The sequence below is a fragment of the Streptomyces sp. NPDC017246 genome (assembly GCF_044331325.1).
Classification (GTDB): domain Bacteria; phylum Actinomycetota; class Actinomycetes; order Streptomycetales; family Streptomycetaceae; genus Streptomyces.
The window spans coordinates 87808-105427 of the sequence record NZ_JBIRMW010000013.1 but is presented as its reverse complement, the minus strand read 5'-3'; the positions used below and the strand labels follow the sequence as shown (position 1 = coordinate 105427).

At 73.9% G+C, this 17620-nt stretch carries 16 protein-coding genes; 2 read left to right on the top strand and 14 right to left on the bottom strand.

What is annotated here, in order from left to right; all coding sequences use genetic code 11:
* Positions 1 to 75: 75 nt before the first annotated feature.
* The 7 genes from ACH4MY_RS27415 to ACH4MY_RS27385 form a co-directional block, all read right to left on the bottom strand.
* Entirely contained in the window at positions 76 to 636 is a 561-nt protein-coding gene (locus ACH4MY_RS27415) for a phage tail protein (protein WP_398006404.1), read from the bottom strand.
* Entirely contained in the window at positions 633 to 2621 is a 1989-nt protein-coding gene (locus ACH4MY_RS27410) for a putative baseplate assembly protein (RefSeq protein WP_398006403.1), read from the bottom strand. The genes ACH4MY_RS27415 and ACH4MY_RS27410 overlap by 4 nt, the downstream gene beginning before the upstream one ends.
* A gap of 10 nt (positions 2622 to 2631) precedes the next feature.
* The gene (locus ACH4MY_RS27405) at positions 2632 to 3030 is read right to left on the bottom strand and encodes a GPW/gp25 family protein (protein WP_398006402.1); all 399 of its coding nucleotides are present in this window, start codon (positions 3028 to 3030) and stop codon (positions 2632 to 2634) included.
* 49 nt (positions 3031 to 3079) lie between these two features.
* The gene (locus ACH4MY_RS27400) at positions 3080 to 4894 is read right to left on the bottom strand and encodes a VgrG-related protein (protein ID WP_398006401.1); all 1815 of its coding nucleotides are present in this window, start codon (positions 4892 to 4894) and stop codon (positions 3080 to 3082) included.
* On the bottom strand, positions 4891 to 5631 hold the full coding sequence (locus ACH4MY_RS27395; protein WP_398006400.1) for a LysM peptidoglycan-binding domain-containing protein: 741 nt from the start codon (positions 5629 to 5631) through the stop codon (positions 4891 to 4893). Before ACH4MY_RS27395 ends, ACH4MY_RS27400 begins: the two co-directional genes overlap by 4 nt.
* A 1-nt stretch (position 5632) precedes the next feature.
* Positions 5633 to 6070, bottom strand: a complete 438-nt coding sequence (locus ACH4MY_RS27390) for a phage tail protein (protein WP_398006399.1) — start codon at positions 6068 to 6070, stop codon at positions 5633 to 5635.
* 113 nt (positions 6071 to 6183) lie between these two features.
* Positions 6184 to 6948: a hypothetical protein gene (locus tag ACH4MY_RS27385; RefSeq protein WP_398006398.1), complete on the bottom strand. Its 765-nt coding sequence runs from the start codon at positions 6946 to 6948 to the stop codon at positions 6184 to 6186.
* Positions 6949 to 7546: 598 nt separating this feature from the next.
* Between ACH4MY_RS27385 and ACH4MY_RS27380 the strand changes: the two genes are divergently transcribed.
* Entirely contained in the window at positions 7547 to 8488 is a 942-nt protein-coding gene (locus ACH4MY_RS27380) for a hypothetical protein (RefSeq protein WP_398006397.1), read from the top strand.
* Between the two features lie 758 nt (positions 8489 to 9246).
* Here the strand turns inward: ACH4MY_RS27380 and ACH4MY_RS27375 are convergent.
* From ACH4MY_RS27375 to ACH4MY_RS27360, 4 genes are all read right to left on the bottom strand, one after another.
* The gene (locus ACH4MY_RS27375) at positions 9247 to 9399 is read right to left on the bottom strand and encodes a DUF6760 family protein (RefSeq protein WP_329286508.1); all 153 of its coding nucleotides are present in this window, start codon (positions 9397 to 9399) and stop codon (positions 9247 to 9249) included.
* Positions 9396 to 9815, bottom strand: a complete 420-nt coding sequence (locus ACH4MY_RS27370; RefSeq protein ID WP_398006396.1) for a hypothetical protein — start codon at positions 9813 to 9815, stop codon at positions 9396 to 9398. Before ACH4MY_RS27370 ends, ACH4MY_RS27375 begins: the two co-directional genes overlap by 4 nt.
* Entirely contained in the window at positions 9815 to 10258 is a 444-nt protein-coding gene (locus ACH4MY_RS27365; protein WP_398006395.1) for a phage tail protein, read from the bottom strand. Before ACH4MY_RS27365 ends, ACH4MY_RS27370 begins: the two co-directional genes overlap by 1 nt.
* Positions 10259 to 10351: 93 nt before the next feature.
* Complete coding sequence (locus ACH4MY_RS27360; RefSeq protein WP_398006394.1) at positions 10352 to 11935, bottom strand: phage tail sheath family protein; 1584 nt, start codon at positions 11933 to 11935, stop codon at positions 10352 to 10354.
* Positions 11936 to 12367: 432 nt separating this feature from the next.
* Between ACH4MY_RS27360 and ACH4MY_RS27355 the strand changes: the two genes are divergently transcribed.
* Positions 12368 to 14008, top strand: coding sequence for a hydrolase (locus ACH4MY_RS27355; RefSeq protein WP_398006393.1), 1641 nt, complete (start codon positions 12368 to 12370; stop codon positions 14006 to 14008).
* An 80-nt stretch (positions 14009 to 14088) separates the two neighbouring features.
* On the opposite strand, the gene ACH4MY_RS27350 is transcribed toward ACH4MY_RS27355, so the two are convergent.
* The 3 genes from ACH4MY_RS27350 to ACH4MY_RS27340 are packed head-to-tail and all read right to left on the bottom strand — an operon-like array spanning position 14089 to position 17386.
* Entirely contained in the window at positions 14089 to 16083 is a 1995-nt protein-coding gene (locus ACH4MY_RS27350) for an ATP-binding protein (protein WP_398006392.1), read from the bottom strand.
* The gene (locus ACH4MY_RS27345) at positions 16080 to 16736 is read right to left on the bottom strand and encodes a DUF4255 domain-containing protein (RefSeq protein WP_398006391.1); all 657 of its coding nucleotides are present in this window, start codon (positions 16734 to 16736) and stop codon (positions 16080 to 16082) included. The genes ACH4MY_RS27350 and ACH4MY_RS27345 overlap by 4 nt, the downstream gene beginning before the upstream one ends.
* Positions 16736 to 17386 carry a LuxR C-terminal-related transcriptional regulator gene (locus tag ACH4MY_RS27340; RefSeq protein WP_398006519.1) on the bottom strand — a complete coding sequence of 217 codons (651 nt, stop codon included), beginning with the start codon at positions 17384 to 17386 and terminating at the stop codon, positions 16736 to 16738. Before ACH4MY_RS27340 ends, ACH4MY_RS27345 begins: the two co-directional genes overlap by 1 nt.
* Positions 17387 to 17620: the final 234 nt, after the last annotated feature.

The window sequence follows — 17620 nt, the reverse complement described above, 5'->3', positions numbered from 1 at the left end:
GACCGCCCGGGACGTACGGATCAGGTCGCCCGGGGCGCGCGGAACAGGTCGCCCGGGACATGTGGAACAAGTCGCCTAGGGCGTCGGGGAGGCGGTCACCGACACCGTGAACGGCAGGTGCGCGGGGCGGGCCGCCGCCACGACCGCGCGCAGCCGGTGCGCGTCCACGGTGGTCGGGTCGGCGACCCGGAGAACGACCCGCAGCCCGGCCGCCGGCGTCCCGGGGAACGGGCCGAGCGGCGCGGCGGACCAGCTGGCGCCCCCGCTCTCGGTGATCTCCGGCGGGACGCCGAAGGCCAGCCGGACCGCCGCCGCGAGACCCTGCCGGGTGCCGCGCACGCGGTGCAGCGCCACGGCCGAGGCGACCGCGTGCCGGCGCAGCGCGAGCGACTCGCTGCCGTCCACCTCCGCACCGACCCAGGTCGCGAGGTAGTCCACGAAGTCGGCGGGGGCGAGCGCGGGTGAGAAGTACGCCTCCAGCGAGTCCAGGACGTTGAACAGGGGAGCGAGGACGACGTCCAGGCCGGACACGAAGCGCTGCCCGAAGTCGTCCTCCGCGTAGACGGCGGGCAGCGCCGCCCCCAGCGGGTGCGGGGTCGCGAGCCCGGGAACCGTACCCCGCGCCGACCCGCTCACCGCGCCTCGATCACACGGACGCGGTGGTCGAACGGGAAGAGCAGCGCGGACGGCGCCAGTTCGATCCGGTCCGTCGTGTCGCCCCTGCGGCCGGTCAGCGGGTCGGCCGGGTGCAGCAGGACCTCGTCCACCAGCTCCACGCCCGGCACCCGCTGGAGCGCCGCGAAGACCTCTCCGGCGCGCAGCGGGCGCCCGAACGGCCACCCCTCGCCGTGCGCCCCGCCGGTCAGCGGGTCCAGGTAGGCGTACAGGGCGTCCAGGGCGTCGGCGCGTACGCGCTCCGCCTCGGCCGCCCGGAAGGAGTGCAGCGTCGCCACCACGGTCACCCCCTGGTAGAACGGCGGCCCCACGGCCAGCCGGGTGCCCAGCGGACGGCGCTCGTCGAGGAAGCCGGTCACCCGCGACAGCAGCTCCTCGCCCGGGACGAGCTGTTCGAAGCGCAGTCGGCCGCCGCGGTCGGGCACCGCCTGCGGCACGACCAGGACCCGGACCGCGTTGTCGCCCGCCTCGGCCGCGTCCGCCGCGAGGCAGGAGATCCGGGCGGCCTCGGGCGCCGCCCTGCGCGCCAGCTCCTCGTAGTCCCGGGCGGTGACCGCCCGCTCCTGCGCCCGGAGGCTGATCGGCGCGCGGGACTTGGCCTCCTCGACGGTCTCCCCGTCCACTCCTCCCCGTGCGGCCTCGCGGTTCTCCACGCGCGCGATGTACGGGATGGAGCTGCGCAGGACGGTGATCGTGGAGCGTGCCACGTTGCCCGCCCGGCCGCCCCCGGTGCCGTAACGGACCGCGCGGATCGCGGCGCCCTTGGGCGGCACGGCCCCGAACTGCTTGAGGGTGCCGTCCGGTTGGCGTACGCACGGGCCGAAGGCGATCTCGCCGGTGGTCGCGTCGAGCGTGAAGTGCCGGTCGCCGGGGCGCGAGGAGGCGAAGTCGCGGACGACGCTCCACTCCTGCCAGCCGGCCTCCGGGTCCTCCTCGTCCATGCCGCTGTCCGCGCGCTCGGCGACCTGGAGAAGCAGCGGCGGCCGGTCGACGACCGGCGCGTGCGTGAGCCGTACCCGCTGCGCGGGGACGCCCTCGGACGCGCCCAGCTGCTCGTTCAGCACCGCCTCGGCGTGTGCCGCGCGCACCGTCCCGCCGATGGTGAACGCGCCGGCCGCCCGTACGGTCGGTGATTCGCTGTACGACGGCAGGCCCTCGGCGGGCTCCACGACCCGGCAGCGCACCCAGCCCGCCTCGTGCCCCCCGAGCCGCGAGACCGCGTGCCCCGACGGCATGTGCAGCACCACCTCGCCCGGGCGGTTCAGCCCGCCCGTGGTGTCCTCGTCGACCTCGCACCCGACCCAGCCCTCGGTCCCGGTCCACGCCTCCCACACCAGCGGCGGCCGGCGCGGATCCACGCCGACGCCGTCCACGCGGCTGTCCAGGTCGAGGACCAGGACGCAGTCCGGCACGGCGGCGGAAAGGCCGAGCAGCAGCAGATCGCCGACGCGCGGCAGGGGGGAGAACGCCGGGACGTCCTCGCCGCCGAGCAGGTCCTGGGAGCGGTCCTCGGGGGTGCCCCCGGCCTCCTGGCGCAGGATGTGGGTCAGCGAGCAGGGCACGACGGTCAGATCGGCGCCGGTCGCGAAGACGACCGCCTCCTCGGTCTCCGTCCGCCCGGTGGACACCTCCGTGCCGGTGGGCAGCACCACCGGCTCCGGCTGCGGCGCGGAGAGCCGGAAGGTGATGTCGGCGCGGGCGGCGGCGGGCGGGAACAGTGTCACACCGAGCAGGTCGAGAAAGGCCAGATGGTTCTTCTCCGGGACCCGGTTGAGGCGGTAGACGAGCTGGTCCGCCATGTGCGCGACCGCCTCGACCAGGGTGACGCCCGGGTCCGAGACGTTGTGGTCGGTCCACTCGGGGCACGCCTGCTGGATGTAGCGCTTGGCGTCGTCGACGAACTGCTGGAAGCGGCGGTCGTCGAGATGGGGTGCGGGCAGGGCCATGGCGGCTCTTTCAGTCCTCGGAGGGGATGACGTAGAAGGGGAAGACGAGGTTGCGCGGGTTGTTGGCGCCGCGCACCCGGTAGCTGATGTCGATGTGGAGGGTGGTCGGCTCCCCGGGCGCGGGGGTGACCGTGACCTCCTCGACGTCGATACGCGGCTCCCAGCGGTCGAGCGAGGACATCACCTCGTACCGGACCCGTCCCATCGTCGAGTCGTTGACCGGCGCGAACACCAACTCATGGACGGCGCAGCCGAATTCGGGACGCATCGGCCGCTCGCCCGGCGCCGTGGCGAGCACCAGGCGCATCGACTCCTCGATCTCGCGGTCGCGCCGGACGAGCGCGATGGAGCCGCTCGGGCCGGTGCGCAGGGGGAAGGCCCACCCCGCGCCGACGAAGTGCTCACTCAAGGGAAGGTCCTCCTCTGGATTCCACGGGACGGGGCGGCGGGGGCGGTCATCAGAACGGCAGGTTCGCCACGACGGGATTGGGCATCGGGACGGTCGAGGTGACGAAGGCCGGTGCGTTGACGACGGCCTGCGTCAGCGCCGAGACCTTGAACTTCGCCCCGGCCTTGATGTCCACGCCCAGCCCCGCGTCGAGCTTGATCCGCCCCTTGGCGGAGAGCGTCAGATCCATCCCCGACTCGACCGTGACCCCCCGCGCCCCCGAGATGGTCACGGTGCCGTCGCTGTCGATGGTCAGGGTGGTGCGGGCCTCGTTCAGCTCGACGCTCAGGCCGCCCTTCGCGGTACGCAGCCGGATGCCGTGCGAGGTGCGGGTGCGGCCGCCCTCCTCGCGCAGCTCCACCGTGTGGCCGGTGCGTGAGGTCAGCGCCCGCCACTGGACCCGGCCGCTGGTCGGGTCGACGGGCGGCACCCGGTCGGTGGCCGGGGTGTGCTTGTCGACGCCGTTGTAGAGCCCCGCCAGGACGTACGGGTGCTCCAGCGACCCCCGGTCGAAGGCGCACAGCACCTCGTCGTCGACCTCGGGGAGCATGAGCCCGCCGCCACCGCGTCCGCCGAGCTGGGCGACCCGGCACCAGCCGCTCTCGTAGGTCGCCGAGAGCCACGGGAAACGCAGTCTGACCCGGCCGAGCGAGAGCGGGTCCTTGGTGTTGGTGACCAGTGCGACCGCGACACCGGGCATCGGCGGCGCCGCCTCCCCGCCGCCCGACGCCGTCCCGTACAGCGAACGGAACTGCCGGCCCGACACGGTCAGCCAGGTCGCGAACTGCCGCCCCGAGGCGAAGACATGACGGACGCCCGTGGCGGTGTAACGGCCCTCGAAGGGAAAGCCCGCGCCCTTCACGGCCACCGGCTGCCCCGGCTTCAGCGCCGGATTGCCGGTGACGGCGACCTCCACCTCCGCGAACGACCCGGTGACGTCGTCGGCGAGTGCGGCGGCCGCCTGCGTCACCTCCGACTGCGTCGTGAACGGCGTGTCGGTGGCGGCCAGTTCGGCCGGACCGAAGGGGGCGGAGAGCTGCGCCGGGGTGATGTCGGAGACGATCTCCCTGCTCGCCACGGCGGGCGTCGGTGAGGACAGCGCCTGCTTGGTACGGGGATCCCAGCCCCGCACGTCGACCTTGCCGACCTGACCGGCGGCCGTCACGGACACCCGGCTCTGCAGGGTGTTGCTCCCGAAGTCCAGCACGTACGGGCTGACCGCGGCCGGCGTGGTGTCGGCGGGCGCGGTGGAGGCCGGGGGCAGCGCCGCGAAGACGAGCCGGCCCGCCGTGTCCAGGGAGAGCCGGACGTCGTTCTCCCGCGCGAGCCGGGACAGGAAGTCCCAGTCGGTGATGTTGGGCTGGGTGGCCAGCTCGTACACGGTCGGCGTCGCGTCGATCCTGCCGAGCGGGATGCGGTTGAGCGAGGCGAGCTTCCGGACGATGTCGGACGCCGTCATGTTCGGGTAGCCCTCGACGCGCCGGCTGCGCAGCAGGCGATGGCCCGGGTCGTAACCGCGCACGATCAGGTACCGGCCGTGGCCGGGTGTCGCGTCCACCTCGACGGCGGTGACCTCACCGGTGAGCATCGGCTCGCCGAGCCTGCCGTCGGTGAAGGGGGACAGCACCGCCATGGCGCCGACCTTGAGGAACGGGAACTTCGTGGTGAGGGTGCCGTCCTTGTCGCTGAATGTCAGCTGGAAGGCGGACGGGACATTGACGCTGGCGTCCACCCACCCCTCGGTGAGACGGACCGCGAGCGGGTCCGGCAGCGGCGTGCCGTCGAGCTGCACGTGGAGGACGGTGGTGAAGGTCTTCTCGCTCATGAGGCGCCCTCGGTATCCGGCGTTTCGGTGGTGGACGGGAGCAGCAGTTCGGTGCCGGGCCGCAGTCGCATCGGATCGTCGATGCGGTTGGCCTCGGCGATGACCCGCCAGCGGGTCGCGTCGCCGTACTCGCGCCAGGCGAGCGAGGCGAGGGAGTCCCCGGCGACCGTGCGGTGCACCCGGCGGGCCGAGAGCGCGCCGGAGGTCGGGTTCTGTTTCTTGGTCGCGCCGGCGATCTCGGTGAGCGAGAGCGAGCAGGTGGCACGGATCGGGATGCCGCTGGGGCTGAAGAGGGTGTACGTCGCCGACACGGACGTCACGTACGCGACGAACCGCACGGTGGAGAACGACCCCCAGGAGAACTGCACCCACGGCGGCGAGGGGGCCTTCGCGCTGATGCTCTGCTGGGTCACCTCGCAACAGGAGAGCAGCAGTTCCACCTGTTGCTGCACGTCGTTGGACGAGGGGTCGGCCGAGCGGTCGAGGAAGACCTCCAGCTGGAGCTGGGCGGGCTTGCTGCCGGTGAACTTCGGCGGCGCGCCCCGGTCGTAGGCGACGGCCTGCTCGGTGAACCAGTGCGCGGACCGGCTGAGCTGGAGCTGGTCCGGATTGAACTCGAACTTGACCTCGCCGAGCTTGCCCCCGTACGAGTTCGAGAGGTCGGTCGGTGGCTGGTGGATGGCGAGCGAGGCGCGGGAGAGCCCGCTGGCGGCGAGCCCGGCGAAGGACGGGGCCATCTCAGGAGCCTCCCGCGTCGGTGAAGCCGTGGTGCGCGATCTCCAGGGTCTCGGTCGCGACGGCCGGGCTGGCCGGGTCGAGGGTCGGCCCCGTCCAGCGGACCGGCAGCACCTCGACCAGGCCCCACTGGGCGACGATCGATCCGTCGGCACGCAGGGCCGCGATCTGCGCGGTCGGACGGGTGATGCCGGTGGCGAGCGAGGAGATCCAGGCGGCCACGCGCGCGGTCTCGGGGGTGAGGGGGCGGGTGAGGCGGATGGTGGAGAAGGTGACGCGGGTGGGGAGCTGCCAGACGAAGCCGTTGTTGCCGCCCTCCCTGCGCTGTTCCACCTCCACCTCGGAGGAGAGACCGTCACAGCTGTTGAACACGCCGAGGTCCTCGCCGTCGATGGTGAGCTTGAAGAAGACGGTGGATGCGGGGTCCAGCTGCTGGGTCATGGTGGCGGGTCTCTCGGATCGTCGGGCGGTGCCGGTGTGGAGGGCGGGATCGGTGTCGGTCGGGCTCTGTCGAGGCTGCGGCTCCGGCGGCGGGCGGGGACCGGGGAGCTCGCTCAGCGGCCGTGGTCGCGGAGGCGGCCCACCCGTTCGCGGTCGGCACGGAGTTCCGCGCGCAGGAGACGTGAGAGCGGGGTGACCAGACGGCGGGCCAACTCGTCCAGTTGGGTGGGCGACTCGGAGCCGGCGGAGGGTGGGGCGGCGGGGGCCTGACCGTCGGCGCGTTGTACGGAGGTCGCGGCGGGTGCGGTCCTGGTCACCGTCGCCGCGCGCGGGGCGTGGGCAATCGGAACAGGTGCGGCCGAGGAACGCTGGAGCGGGGTCGGGGTCACCACGGGGACGGCCGGTGCGGGGGTGGCCGCCGGGGCGGCCTCGGGAGCGCTCCGGCGCTGGACGGCCACCGGCCGGGCGACGGGGCGCGCCGTGGAGGGCGGGGCGATGGCCACGACGGGGACATCGGGCCGAGGGGAACCGAGGGGCGGGGCGGTGGCGCCGGTGACTGCGGCGGAGGCGCGCTGGACGGCGGGGGCGGGGGAAGGGGAAGGGGAGGGGGCGGCGGCGGTCGGCTTGAAGAGGGGAACGGCGGCGGGGACGGCCGGCGTGCCTGAGGTGGCGAGGGGAGCGGCCGGCCGGTGGCCACCGGCCGCGGAGTCCGGGGCGGGGCTGCCGGAGGTCCGAACGGTCTCGGACGCGCCGGCGGCGCCCGGCGGATTCGCGGCACCGGGCAGGCTCGGGGTGAGCGGTCGCCTGCCGGCGAGCGGGAGGGTGGCCCTTCGCTGCACGGTGGGTGCGGTGGCCCAGGGGAGGTCGGTGACGGTCACCGCGGCGGGAACGGCGGGCGAGGGGACACGTACGGGGGTCCGCGCGGGAGTACTTGAGGCGGGCGCGGGCGCGGCGGCTGAGCTCCGGGGGAGCGGCGCGGCCGTGGCGCGCTGGACGACAGGTGGAGGCGTGACGGACGGCGAGGAGGACGTGGGTACGGATGTGGGTGAGAGCGACGAAGAGGGCGGACTGGTGGGGGCGGCGGGTGCACTCGCGGTGGGCATTCCGGGGACGCCCGGAACCTCGGGCCCGGAGGGGGTCCGAGGTGCTGCCGCTCGCTGGACGGGCGCCGCCCCGGCCGGGCTGGGGACCACCGCGGACCGCGGGGCGGCGGGTGTCACCGGAGGAGTGCTCGGGGCGGGTCCGCTCGGCCGGGCAGCGGGCGCCACGGGGCTGCCCGGGGCGGTCGCTGCCTGACGCGGGGCGGATGCCTCCGGGGGCGCGGACGGGCGGGTGAGGGGCGCCCCGATCGGGGACCGTCGGGGGGAGGGGCCCACATGCGGCGCGGGCGTTGCGGCCGTGGCGCGCTGGACGGGGGCACCGAGTCCCGGCCGGGCCGGGGGAGTCGAGGAGCTTGAGCTCGGCGGATCCGGCCGAGTGGGCGGGGCCGGGGGGACCACGGGCGAGGCGGCGGCCGCCGGGGCCGTCCGGGCCGCCGTCGTCGAAGGGGTCGCCGGTCGCGCGGGAGTCGTCGGCGTCGCCGGAGGTGTGGGCGCGGCGGCGGGGGCCGGAGCGATCACGGGAGCCGGGTGCGCCGAGGGCGCCGACGCGGCAGACCGCACCGGTGCGGCCGTGGGCGTCGGCGTGGCGACGGGCCCCGAGGATCCCCGAGGCGTGGAAGCCGCCGGGGGTACGGGCGTGGCGAGGGCGCTGCGAGCCACCTGTGTCGCGGGAGCCGACGGTGCGGCAGGCGTGGCGAGGTGTGCCGGAGCGGCGGTACGGGACTCGGCCTTCGGAGCCGCAGGGGAGGCGGGAGGCGTCACCGGGGCCGTCCGCGGAGGGCTCGCGGGGCTCGCCGGACTCGACTCGGGCTCCGGAGCCGCCGGGGCGGACGGGCTCACCGGCGGCGTGGACGCCGTCGTGTTCCAGTCGGCGCCGGGGGCGCGCCGCGAGCGCCGTACCGGAGGACGGCGCTGGACGGACGCGCTCGGCGCGCTGTCGGGAGTCCCGGGCCCCACGGGGGAAGAGAGGCCCGGGACGTTCTGGGGCCGCCCGGCAGCCGAGGGCTCCGGTGCGGCGGTGGGAGGAGCGGTCGTCGGGCTCGGTCCGCTCTCGGGCGTACGGGCAGGGGCCGCAGCCCGCTGGACGGCGGCCGTGCCGGGCGCCGCCGTCCCGGCGGGCCGTGCGGCACCGGCGGGTGCCAGTTGTCGCGGCGGCTGCACGGGCCGGGCGGAGACCAGCGGCGAGCGCCGGACGGACGAGGGCCGTACGGGTCGGGGAGGCGTGGCACCGGCGGACTGCGTCGCCGCGCGCGGCGTGTCCCCGGCGGCGGGGCCACCCGCCTCGGGCGGTGCGGACGTCCGCGCGGTCCGATCCTGACCACCGGCGGGCGTGGTGGCGCGCTGAACCGCCGGGACGGCGGACCCGGGCGCGGGCCGGGAGGCCGAACGGGACACGGAACCGGGCGCGCCCGAAGGCGCGTTCGTGTGCGGCGCGCTGTCACCCCGTACCGGAGCGGCCGCGCCCTCACCTCGAACGGGAGCGCCGGACTCCCCCCGTACGGGACGAGAGGCCGGTCCACTCCGGCCGACCGGCGGCTCGGCCGCGCGCTGAACGGCCGACGGCGTCGCGCCACGACGGCCCCCACGCGTGGACACCGTCCCGCCGCCGCCCGCAGCGGCGGCGGACGAGGAAGCCACGGCCGGTCCCGAAGCCGGCCTCGCGCCCGCCTCGGCCCCCGGCCCCGCTCCCGCCACCGGCAGCCGCAGTCCCGGAAGTACCGCCGGATCGGAGGGGGCCGCCGACTTCTGTACGGGTACGGCGCGCACCGCGTCGAGCATGACGCCCCCGGGCGCGTCCGGTACCGCACCATGGCCCAGGTCGCTCTGGAAGGAGGGGTTCCAGTGGGTCGCGAGCGACGACGCGAAGCCGTACTCGCCGACCGTGCGCGGTCCGCCGTCCAGCACTCGCCGCACGGGCGGCAGAGCGCGCCACGCGTCCCCGGGCGCCGTCGCGGGTGCGACGGGCGCCGAGCTCTCCTCGCGCGCACCGGATTCCGCGCCGCGCGAGGACCGCGCCGCCCGCCACTTCTCGAACATTCCCACTGTCTCCTCCAACCTCCCTTCCCTGCCCTGTCGTTACGCCTGTGACCGTTCCACCAGCGAGGCCACCTGGGCCACGTACCCGCGCCGGTCCGCGTGCTCCAGATCGAGGATGTCGTCCATGCCCCAGTGGAAATGGAAGGCGAGGTACGCGGTCTCCTCCTCGATCCGGTCGGCCGCGTACGTCACGATTCCCCCAGGCGGCTCCCGGCCAGCTCGACCTCGAAGGACTCCTCGCAGTGCGGGCAGGCGACGGCGGCCCTGGTGTGACCCTCCGCGTTGATCTGCCGGTAGAAGTCCTGGAGGAACGCCAGGTCGGAGGCGAACATGTTCTCCACCGTCCCGTCGTGGACCGACGGAAGCGTGCCCAGCCGGGTGATCACCCGGCCGAGCAGCACCACGGACAGGTACGCCGGGTTCTCACGGACCCGGATGTCCCGCAGCGGGAGCAGTTCGTCCCTGGCCGTGGCCAGCCGCATCGCCCCGTCGCGGTGCACGGTGCCCGCCTCGTCGACGAACCCGCGCGGCAGCTCGAACTCGAACTCCGTACGGAGCGGCTCCTGTCGGCGGCCCTGCTGCGCTCCCGCCGCTCCCTCGCGTCGCATCAGCCGAGCGTCAGCTCTTCGAAGGTGATGGTGACCTGCTCGGTCAACGCCGCGGCGTCGCCGGCCTTGGTGGCGCTCAGCTCCACCTTGGTGCACCAGGCGTTGCGGAGGTTGTACCGCTTCACCTCGGTGAGCTGGTAGTCGAGGAAGATGATGGACGCGTCCTTACGGGCCGAGCCCATGTCGCCGGCGATGGAGGACGAGATCCACTCGGTGAAGGCGGCGGACTGGGTGGCGCCGCGGGTCACCGTGCACTCACCGGCCTTCTTCACACCGGGGAGCTTCTTGATCATCGGCTTGCCGTCCGCCGAGACCTGCTGGAACTCGATGACGTCCTGCTCCATCGAGAGGCCGCTGATCTCCTGCAGGGTCTCGACCATGACGCCGTCGATCTGCAGGCCGAAATTGTGGGTGGTGAGGGCGTCACCGGTGTCGAGGGACATGGGGGTTCACTCCTGTTCAAGGGGTGGATCCGGACGCGGCAGGCGTACGGACCCGAGGTCGGGAGGCCGGGGGCGAAGAGTGGGCGGGGAGGACTACTCCTCCAGCTCGCCCCCACCGCCCTGGATCTGGGCGAGCCGGAAGACCACGAACTCGGCGGGCTTCACCGGGGCGATGCCGATCTCGCAGACCACGCGGCCGAGGTCGACGGACTCCGGCGGGTTGGTCTCGGCGTCGCACTTCACGTAGAAGGCGTCTTCGGCCCGCTGGCCGAACAGGGCCCCCTGACGCCACTCGTTGACGAGGAAGGCCGAGATGTTGCGGCGGATGCGGGCCCACAGCGACTGGTCGTTGGGCTCGAAGACGACCCACTGGGTACCGACGAGGATCGACTCCTCGAGGTAGTTGAAGTAGCGGCGGACGTTCAGGTAGCGCCACGCCGGGTCGGAGGCCAGCGTCCGCGCGCCCCACACCCGGATGCCGCGGCCCGGGAAGGCGCGGATGCAGTTCACGCCGATCGGGTTGAGCAGGTCCTGCTCGCCGCGGGTGATCTGGAGCTCCAGGTCGACCGCGCCGCGCACGATCTCGTTGGCGGGGGCCTTGTGGACACCGCGCTCGGCGTCGTTGCGCGCCCAGACTCCGGCCATGTGACCGGACGGCGGCACCACACGGGTCTGGCCGCTCGCCGGGTCGAAGGACTTGATCCACGGGTAGTAGAGGGCCGCGTACGGGGAGTCGTAACCGGCGAACTCCTGGCGCCACTTGCGGATGTCGCGGGCGTTGAGCGACGGCGGCGGGTCGAGGATCGCCATCCGGTCGCCCATCAGCTCGCAGTGCGCGACGAGACCGAGCTGGACGGCTTTGACCTGCTCCAGATCGATGAGCCCCTGCTGGTAGGCGGCCATCAGATCCGGTACGGCGACCATGTTGATCTCGTCGTACGCCTCGAGCCCGCCGAAGCCGGTCCGGTCGGCGGAGTCGCCGATGAACTGCTTGGACTCCAGCGCGGCGGCGGCATCGGCCTGCGCCGGGACCTGCGCCGGAATCTGCGCGGGCGGAGCGAGGGTCACGGACTGCGCGTCGGGCTTGGCGAGCTGCGCGCCGGCCGCCGCCTCTTCGAGGACGATGGTCCTGGAACGCTGCTTGACCTGCGCGACGACGTAGTTGCGGGCGCTCTTCTTGGCGGAGGCGTCGAAGCTCTCGACGACCTTCTCGCCGTCCTTGACGAGCAGCTTGAACCGCTCGGTCTCGCCCTCGACGTCCTGCACCTCGACGGTCAGCGCACCGCCGGCCTCGGAGCCGGCGGATATCGCGGCGACCCGGAAGGTGCCGAGCGCGACGGCCTCACCGGCGACGAGCTGCGGAGCTGCGGCGGAGGCGGCGGAGCCGACGGCCTTCGTGGCGCCCTGCGCGTCCCCACCGCCGACGCGCACGACGTACGCGGCGGTGCCACCGTTGTTGAAGAAGCCGTACACGGAGTGGGCGAGGTAGTACCCGTCCGTGAAGTCACCGAACGACGCGACGTACTGCGACCAGTTGGTGACGAGCACCGGCTCGTTGAGCGGCCCGACGGGCGCGAGCCCGACGAACGCGGCGACAGAGGTCCCGAGGCCCTCGATGGGGCGGGAGCCGCTGGCGACTTCCTCGACGTAGACGCCGGGGGACAGGTACGTGGGCATGGTGCGTGGTCTCCTCGGAGGGCGTGGTTCTGCGGAATGCGGTGGTCGTGCGGGGTCACGGCGAGGGGTGGCGGTGGCGAGCACGCGGCCCGTGGGCCTCCACTCCCGCCGACCGCCGCACCGCTGCCGCACCGGCGCCGCGAACGCCGCGCTCCCCGAGGCCCGCCGCGGCGCGGCCTGCCCTCGGCCGGGGGCAGCGGTCGAACACCACCGACTCTCGTCGAGCCCCGTCGTCCCGGCGAGGGAAGAAGGGGCGCTCACAAGGGCAGCGGCGATTGCCCTCGCGGACACCGGACCCGTGTACCCGGGCCCGCCGGGGGCGTGCGGCGGCCGGGGATGCCTGGACGGTACGTCGCGGGGGCACCCCGCGCTGCCCCGGAGCAGGGACTTTCGGGCAGCCGGAAGCCACCCCCGCGCCCTTAACGTTCGCCCATGACCATGTGGACCTCTCTGGACCCGGCCGAGGTGACCGTCGAGCCCGGAGCCCGGGCCGGCGCCCGACTGCGGGTGCGGAACACCGGCGACACCGTCGAGGAATACCGCCTCTCCCTCGTCGGCAAACCCTCGGGCTGGTCCCGGATCGAGCCGGACGTACTCCGTCTCTACCCGGGAAGCGAGGGAACCGCCGAGATATCCTTCGCCCCGCCCCGCTCCTCCGACGTGGAGGCCGGACCCCTCGCGTACGGCATCCGTGTCGACCCCCGGGAGAACTCCGGCGCCCGCGACGTGGTGGAGGGCCGGCTGACCATCACACCCTTCACCGAGACCCGCGCCGAACTGCTGCCCCCCGCGCTCCTCGGCCGCTTCCGCGGCCGCGCCCGTATCGCCGTGGACAACCTCGGCAACACCCCGCTGACCGCGTCCCTCGTGGCACGCGACGAGGCGAACCGGCTCACCTTCGACGTACGGCCGAACGCCGTGCAGATCGCCCCGGGCCGCGCCGCGTTCGGCGAACTCGTGGTGCGGCCGCAGGCCGTCCGATGGACCGGCGCCGAGGAGCAGCACCGGTTCACCGTGGCCGTACGCCGGGCGGGCGACGACAGTGCCCTCGACCTCGAAGCCACCTTCGACCAGCGCCCCGTCTTCGGGAACTGGCTCGTCGTGGTGGGCGGACTCGTGCTGACCGCCGTGATCGCCTTCGTCGTGCTCTGGTTCAACTTCTCCCCGAAGATCGTGAGCGCGGCGAAGGACATCAAGGCGACCAACGCGCCCAAGCCCGCTCCGCAGGGCACCGGGGACGAGCTTCCCGACGCGCCGCCGCCGCCCGGTTCGACCGGAGGACCCACGCCGGGCGGGAAGCCGCCGGGCGACCTCCCGCCCCTCACGGGCGGCGGCCCGCCCCCGGCCGGCGACGACGGGACCGGCGACAACACGGGCGGCGGGCCCACCGAGGGCGGCTCACCCGGTGGTGGCGGCGGTGGGGACGGCGGCGGACCGACCCAGGGCGGTACGGACCCCGGTGGCGGCGGAAACCAGCGGACCACGCCTCCGCCCGCCACTCCGGTGACCCTGCCGCCGTGGCGCGCCGGCTACCCGAAGGACGTGGTGGTCGAGTTCGCCCAGGAACGTCTCGCGGCGATGTCGGACTCCAACCCCTGCAAACTCCAGGCGGGTTGGACCAGGGGCGTGATCGACGCCCGGACCCGCTCCTCCCTCGCCTGCTACCAGCGCGCGGTCGTCCACGACGGTCAGGCGAACAAGAAGAACTCCGCCGCGATCTTCCTGACGGACAAGGAAGGTGAGCTCGGCCGCGCGACTCTCGTCTCGCTCTGGGCCCAGCGCATCACACCCGACACGGTGAAGGCCGGCTCCAACACCATGCAGAACACCCAGCTGGTGGCTGCCTTCTGGTGGGCCTACAACCGCCAGTCCAGCCCGAGCGACCTGGAGCAGGCGCGCTCCTACGCCCGGGCCGGCATCGACTACCTCCGCACGGACAAGCAGACGCTCACCAAGTACAGCGATACGACCAAGACGTACATCCGTGCCTACCAGACGGCCGTGGGCCTGGACCCGACCGGCACGGCCGACTGGAACACGATCCGCGCGATGGTCGGCGGCAGCGTCATGTGAGCCGAGGGCAGAGGACCCGGCAGTACGGCAGAGGGGGCCACCCGCACCGGGTGGCCCCCTCCTTCGTCTTCGCACCGCCGCTACGGAGCCCAGGGAGCCCCCGCGTCCAGGACCAGCCGCCCGGCCTTCCGGTACTCGCGCCGCGCGCCGGCCCGTACGTCCTCGCCGGTCACCGCCGAGCCACGGGCCGCGGCAAGGTATCCGGCCGTCACCGCGGCCGAGCGGATCGCGCCGCCCGCCAGCTCGAACTCCTTCGCACAGCGCGTGATCTCCTCGGCCACGCACTCCGCGGTGGGGGTGCCCGCGAGGCAGGCGTGCCAGAGCGAGACCCGCTGCTCGGGATCCGGGAAGGGGAAGTCCACGACCAGATCGAGCCGGCGCGTGAACGCGTCGTCGATGTTGGCCCTGAGGTTGGTGGTGAGCACCGCGATCCCGTCGAACGCCTCAAGACGCTGGAGCAGATAGGCGCTCTCCAGATTGGCGTACCGGTCGTGCGAGCTCTTCACCTCCGACCGCTTGCCGAAGACCGCGTCGGCCTCGTCGAAGAGCAGCACACAGTCCGTGCGGTCCACCTCGACGAAGATCCGCTCCAGGTTCTTCTCGGTCTCGCCGACGTACTTGTCGACCACCGCGGAGAGGTCCACCACATAGAGATCCAGGCCGAGTTCGCCCGCGACGACCTCGGCGCCGAGTGTCTTTCCGGTGCCCGACTCGCCCGCGAACAGTGCGACGACACCGCGCCCGCGTCCGCCGCCGGTCCGCAGTCTCCACTCGCCGAGCACCCGGTCCCGGTGACGGGCCCGGCCGGTCAACTCGCGCAGCAGCCCCAGCGGTTCCTCGGGGAGGACGATGTCGGCGAAGCCGACGGCCGGCCGGATCCGCCGCGCACGGCTGTCGAGCAGGGGAGCCGAGACCAGCCGAGCGCTGTGCTGCACCTGCGCCCGGGTCACGGCGGTGCCCTCGAACGCGGCGAGCGCCCGCGCGGTACGGGCCGCGCGGCGGACCTGGTCGCCGCTGAGGCGATACGGCGCCGTGGCCTCGTCCAGATCGAAGTCACCCTCCATCAGGCCGAGTTCGCGATGCCACAGATCGCCGGGACCCGTCCGGCCCGCCGGCGCGTCAAGGGTCAGGAGCTCCGCGTCGGGCGCCCACCCGGGGTCGGGTGCGTCGACTCCGGCGAGCACCACCGTCGTACCCGACGAGGCGAGTACGCGCACCAGCGGACCGGGCTGCGGCGGCAGCGGCTCGACGACCACGGCGGCGCCGCGCAGCCGGGCCTCGCGCAGCAGGGCCCGCGCCACCACCGTGTCGACGGACTCCGGCCGGTACCGCAGCACCGGCCGCCCCGCGCCGAGCAGCGCCGCCACCACGGCGTCGGTGGCGGCCCCGGGGACGCGCTCCCGCAGATGGACGGTGACGGGCCCCGCGGCGGCGACCCGGGCGCCCAGCGGAGTGGGCACCCCCTCCGTGTCCGCACCGGCGGCGGGCAGCAACTCCACACCCGCGCCCATCAGCCGGGCGTCCAACCGGCTGTCGTCGCCCAGCAGATGTGCCACGACCCGCTCCGGCACGCGCAGCGCCCTGCCGGGCAGCGGCCGGTCCTCGTCGTCGATGTCCAGCAGACCCCCGGAGCGCAGCGGTGCGGCCGGGTGGAAGCGGTCGCGGGCGGCCGCGTCGAACGGGTCGGCGGCCGCGAGGTCGAGGGTGAGCGCCATGGTGGCGCGCCGCCGCCCGACATCGTCGTTGAGGTACCCGTACAGCGCCTCGAAGCCCCGGTCCACATCGGGCGCGAGCGCCGCGAGGAGGATGTGCGCGTCGAGCGGGGACAGTCCGAAGGCCCCCGCCAGCACACCGAGCCGATCGCCCCGGCCGAGGTCCGGCAGCTCCTCGCCGGCAGTGTGGTCCCTGTCGTGCGCCGGCCCCTCGGCGATCCGGCGGGCGGTCTCCCCGGTGAGGAAGAGCCCGCGCATCGGATCACCGGCCGTCGGGTCGGTGGCGCTGCGGGCGTCCACGAGCGCGGCGACGCGCGTCCGCAGGCCGAGGATCAGCCCGGCCACGCCGTGAGCATCGCTCATGCCCCGCTCACACCCTTCCTGCCCTTGACGGTCCCCACGGTCTCCTTGATCCCCGGGCGCCGCATCGTCCGGGGCCTCGACTCGGCGGGCACGCCGTCGGTCCCGCGCACGACGATCTCTCCCTCGGTGACCGGCGGCGCCACCTCGTACACCGGGGTGACCGGGAACGGAGTGGTGATGACGACGTCCAGCGAGGGCTTGAGCTCGCCGCCGAGCGCCGACCAGATGTCCGCGAGCGAACGCGACTCGGCGGGCGGTACCGCGACGGAGAGCGGGAGGGACGCGGCGATCGGGCGCACGGACTCCGGCACGGCCGCGCCGGTCAGCATCTCGTGGGGGAGCAGCAGCGCCATCGCACCCGAGAGCAGCCGGTGCTCGTCCTCCGGCCGGGAGGTCCAGGCGGTCACCAGGTACGAGAGCCGGAACCAGCGCGGAGCCTGGCGCCTGCGGGTCACGATCCCCTGGGCGTCCCGCTCGGCGTAGGCACCGCGTTCCCGGCGCGCCACGTCCTCCCGGATGTCGTACAGATAGGCGTTCAGGGTCGGGGCGTTGCGGCGCGCCGCCCAGTCACGGGTCGGCGCGTCGAACGCGACCTCGCCGGTCACGGCGGGCGCGAGGAGCCCCCGCAGTGCCTCGTCGATCTCATGGATCATCAGATGTAGCCTTCGCGGAGCGCGTACGCGACGGCATGCGCCCGGTTCGTGAGCTGCAGACGCGTCATCAGCGCGTGCAGGATGTTCTTGACGGTGCGTTCGGAGTAGGCGAGCCGCTCGCTGATCTGCCGGGTGTCGAGACCCTCGGCGAGCAGCCGCAGGACGTCCACCTCGCGCGGCGCCATCCCGAAGAGCGGCGCCGCCCCGCCGGTCGCGGCTCCCGCAGTCGTCGCCCGCTGCAGCCGCCCCACCTGGTGCAGCAGGCGGCTGACCAGATCCGGCGGCAGCTCGCCCTCGCCGCGCGCGGCGCTGTGCACCGCGCTCAACAGCCGCTGCTCGGTGGCCTGATGGCGCCAGATGATGGCACGTACCCCGTACTCGACGACCGCGAGCAGGTCGGGCTCGCGCAGCTCGCGCGCGACGAGCACGACCCGCTGGTCCCGCCCGCGCAGCAGGCGCCGTAGTTCCGCCGTGGTGGGATCGTCGATCCGCTCCGCGAGCATCACGGCCACCGCCGGGCCGTCGCGGCTCCCGTCGTCCTGGTCAGGGACGACGTCGACCGTCGGCTGGTGCCGCAAGTGGCTGATGAGCCCGGCCCGACTGAGTGGATCGGATGCGTGGACGGTCACCGTCACCCGCTTGGTGAGCACTTCCGCTACCTGCTCTTTCTCACTCGCCTCGATCGTCCCGACGCGGCCGGTCGCCCGGCACGGCCGTACCGTCGTTCCCCGGCCGATGGTCGACACGCATGGTGAGGTCCCCGTGGTCTGCTGAACTGCTGGTCCGTGGCCGGCTCGCCGGCCACGGTGGTCCCTTCCAGGTTCCCGCGCGCCGCTCACGTCCCGCTGCCGTCGTGCTAACGCTTCGCTGTCGCACTTCGGAGC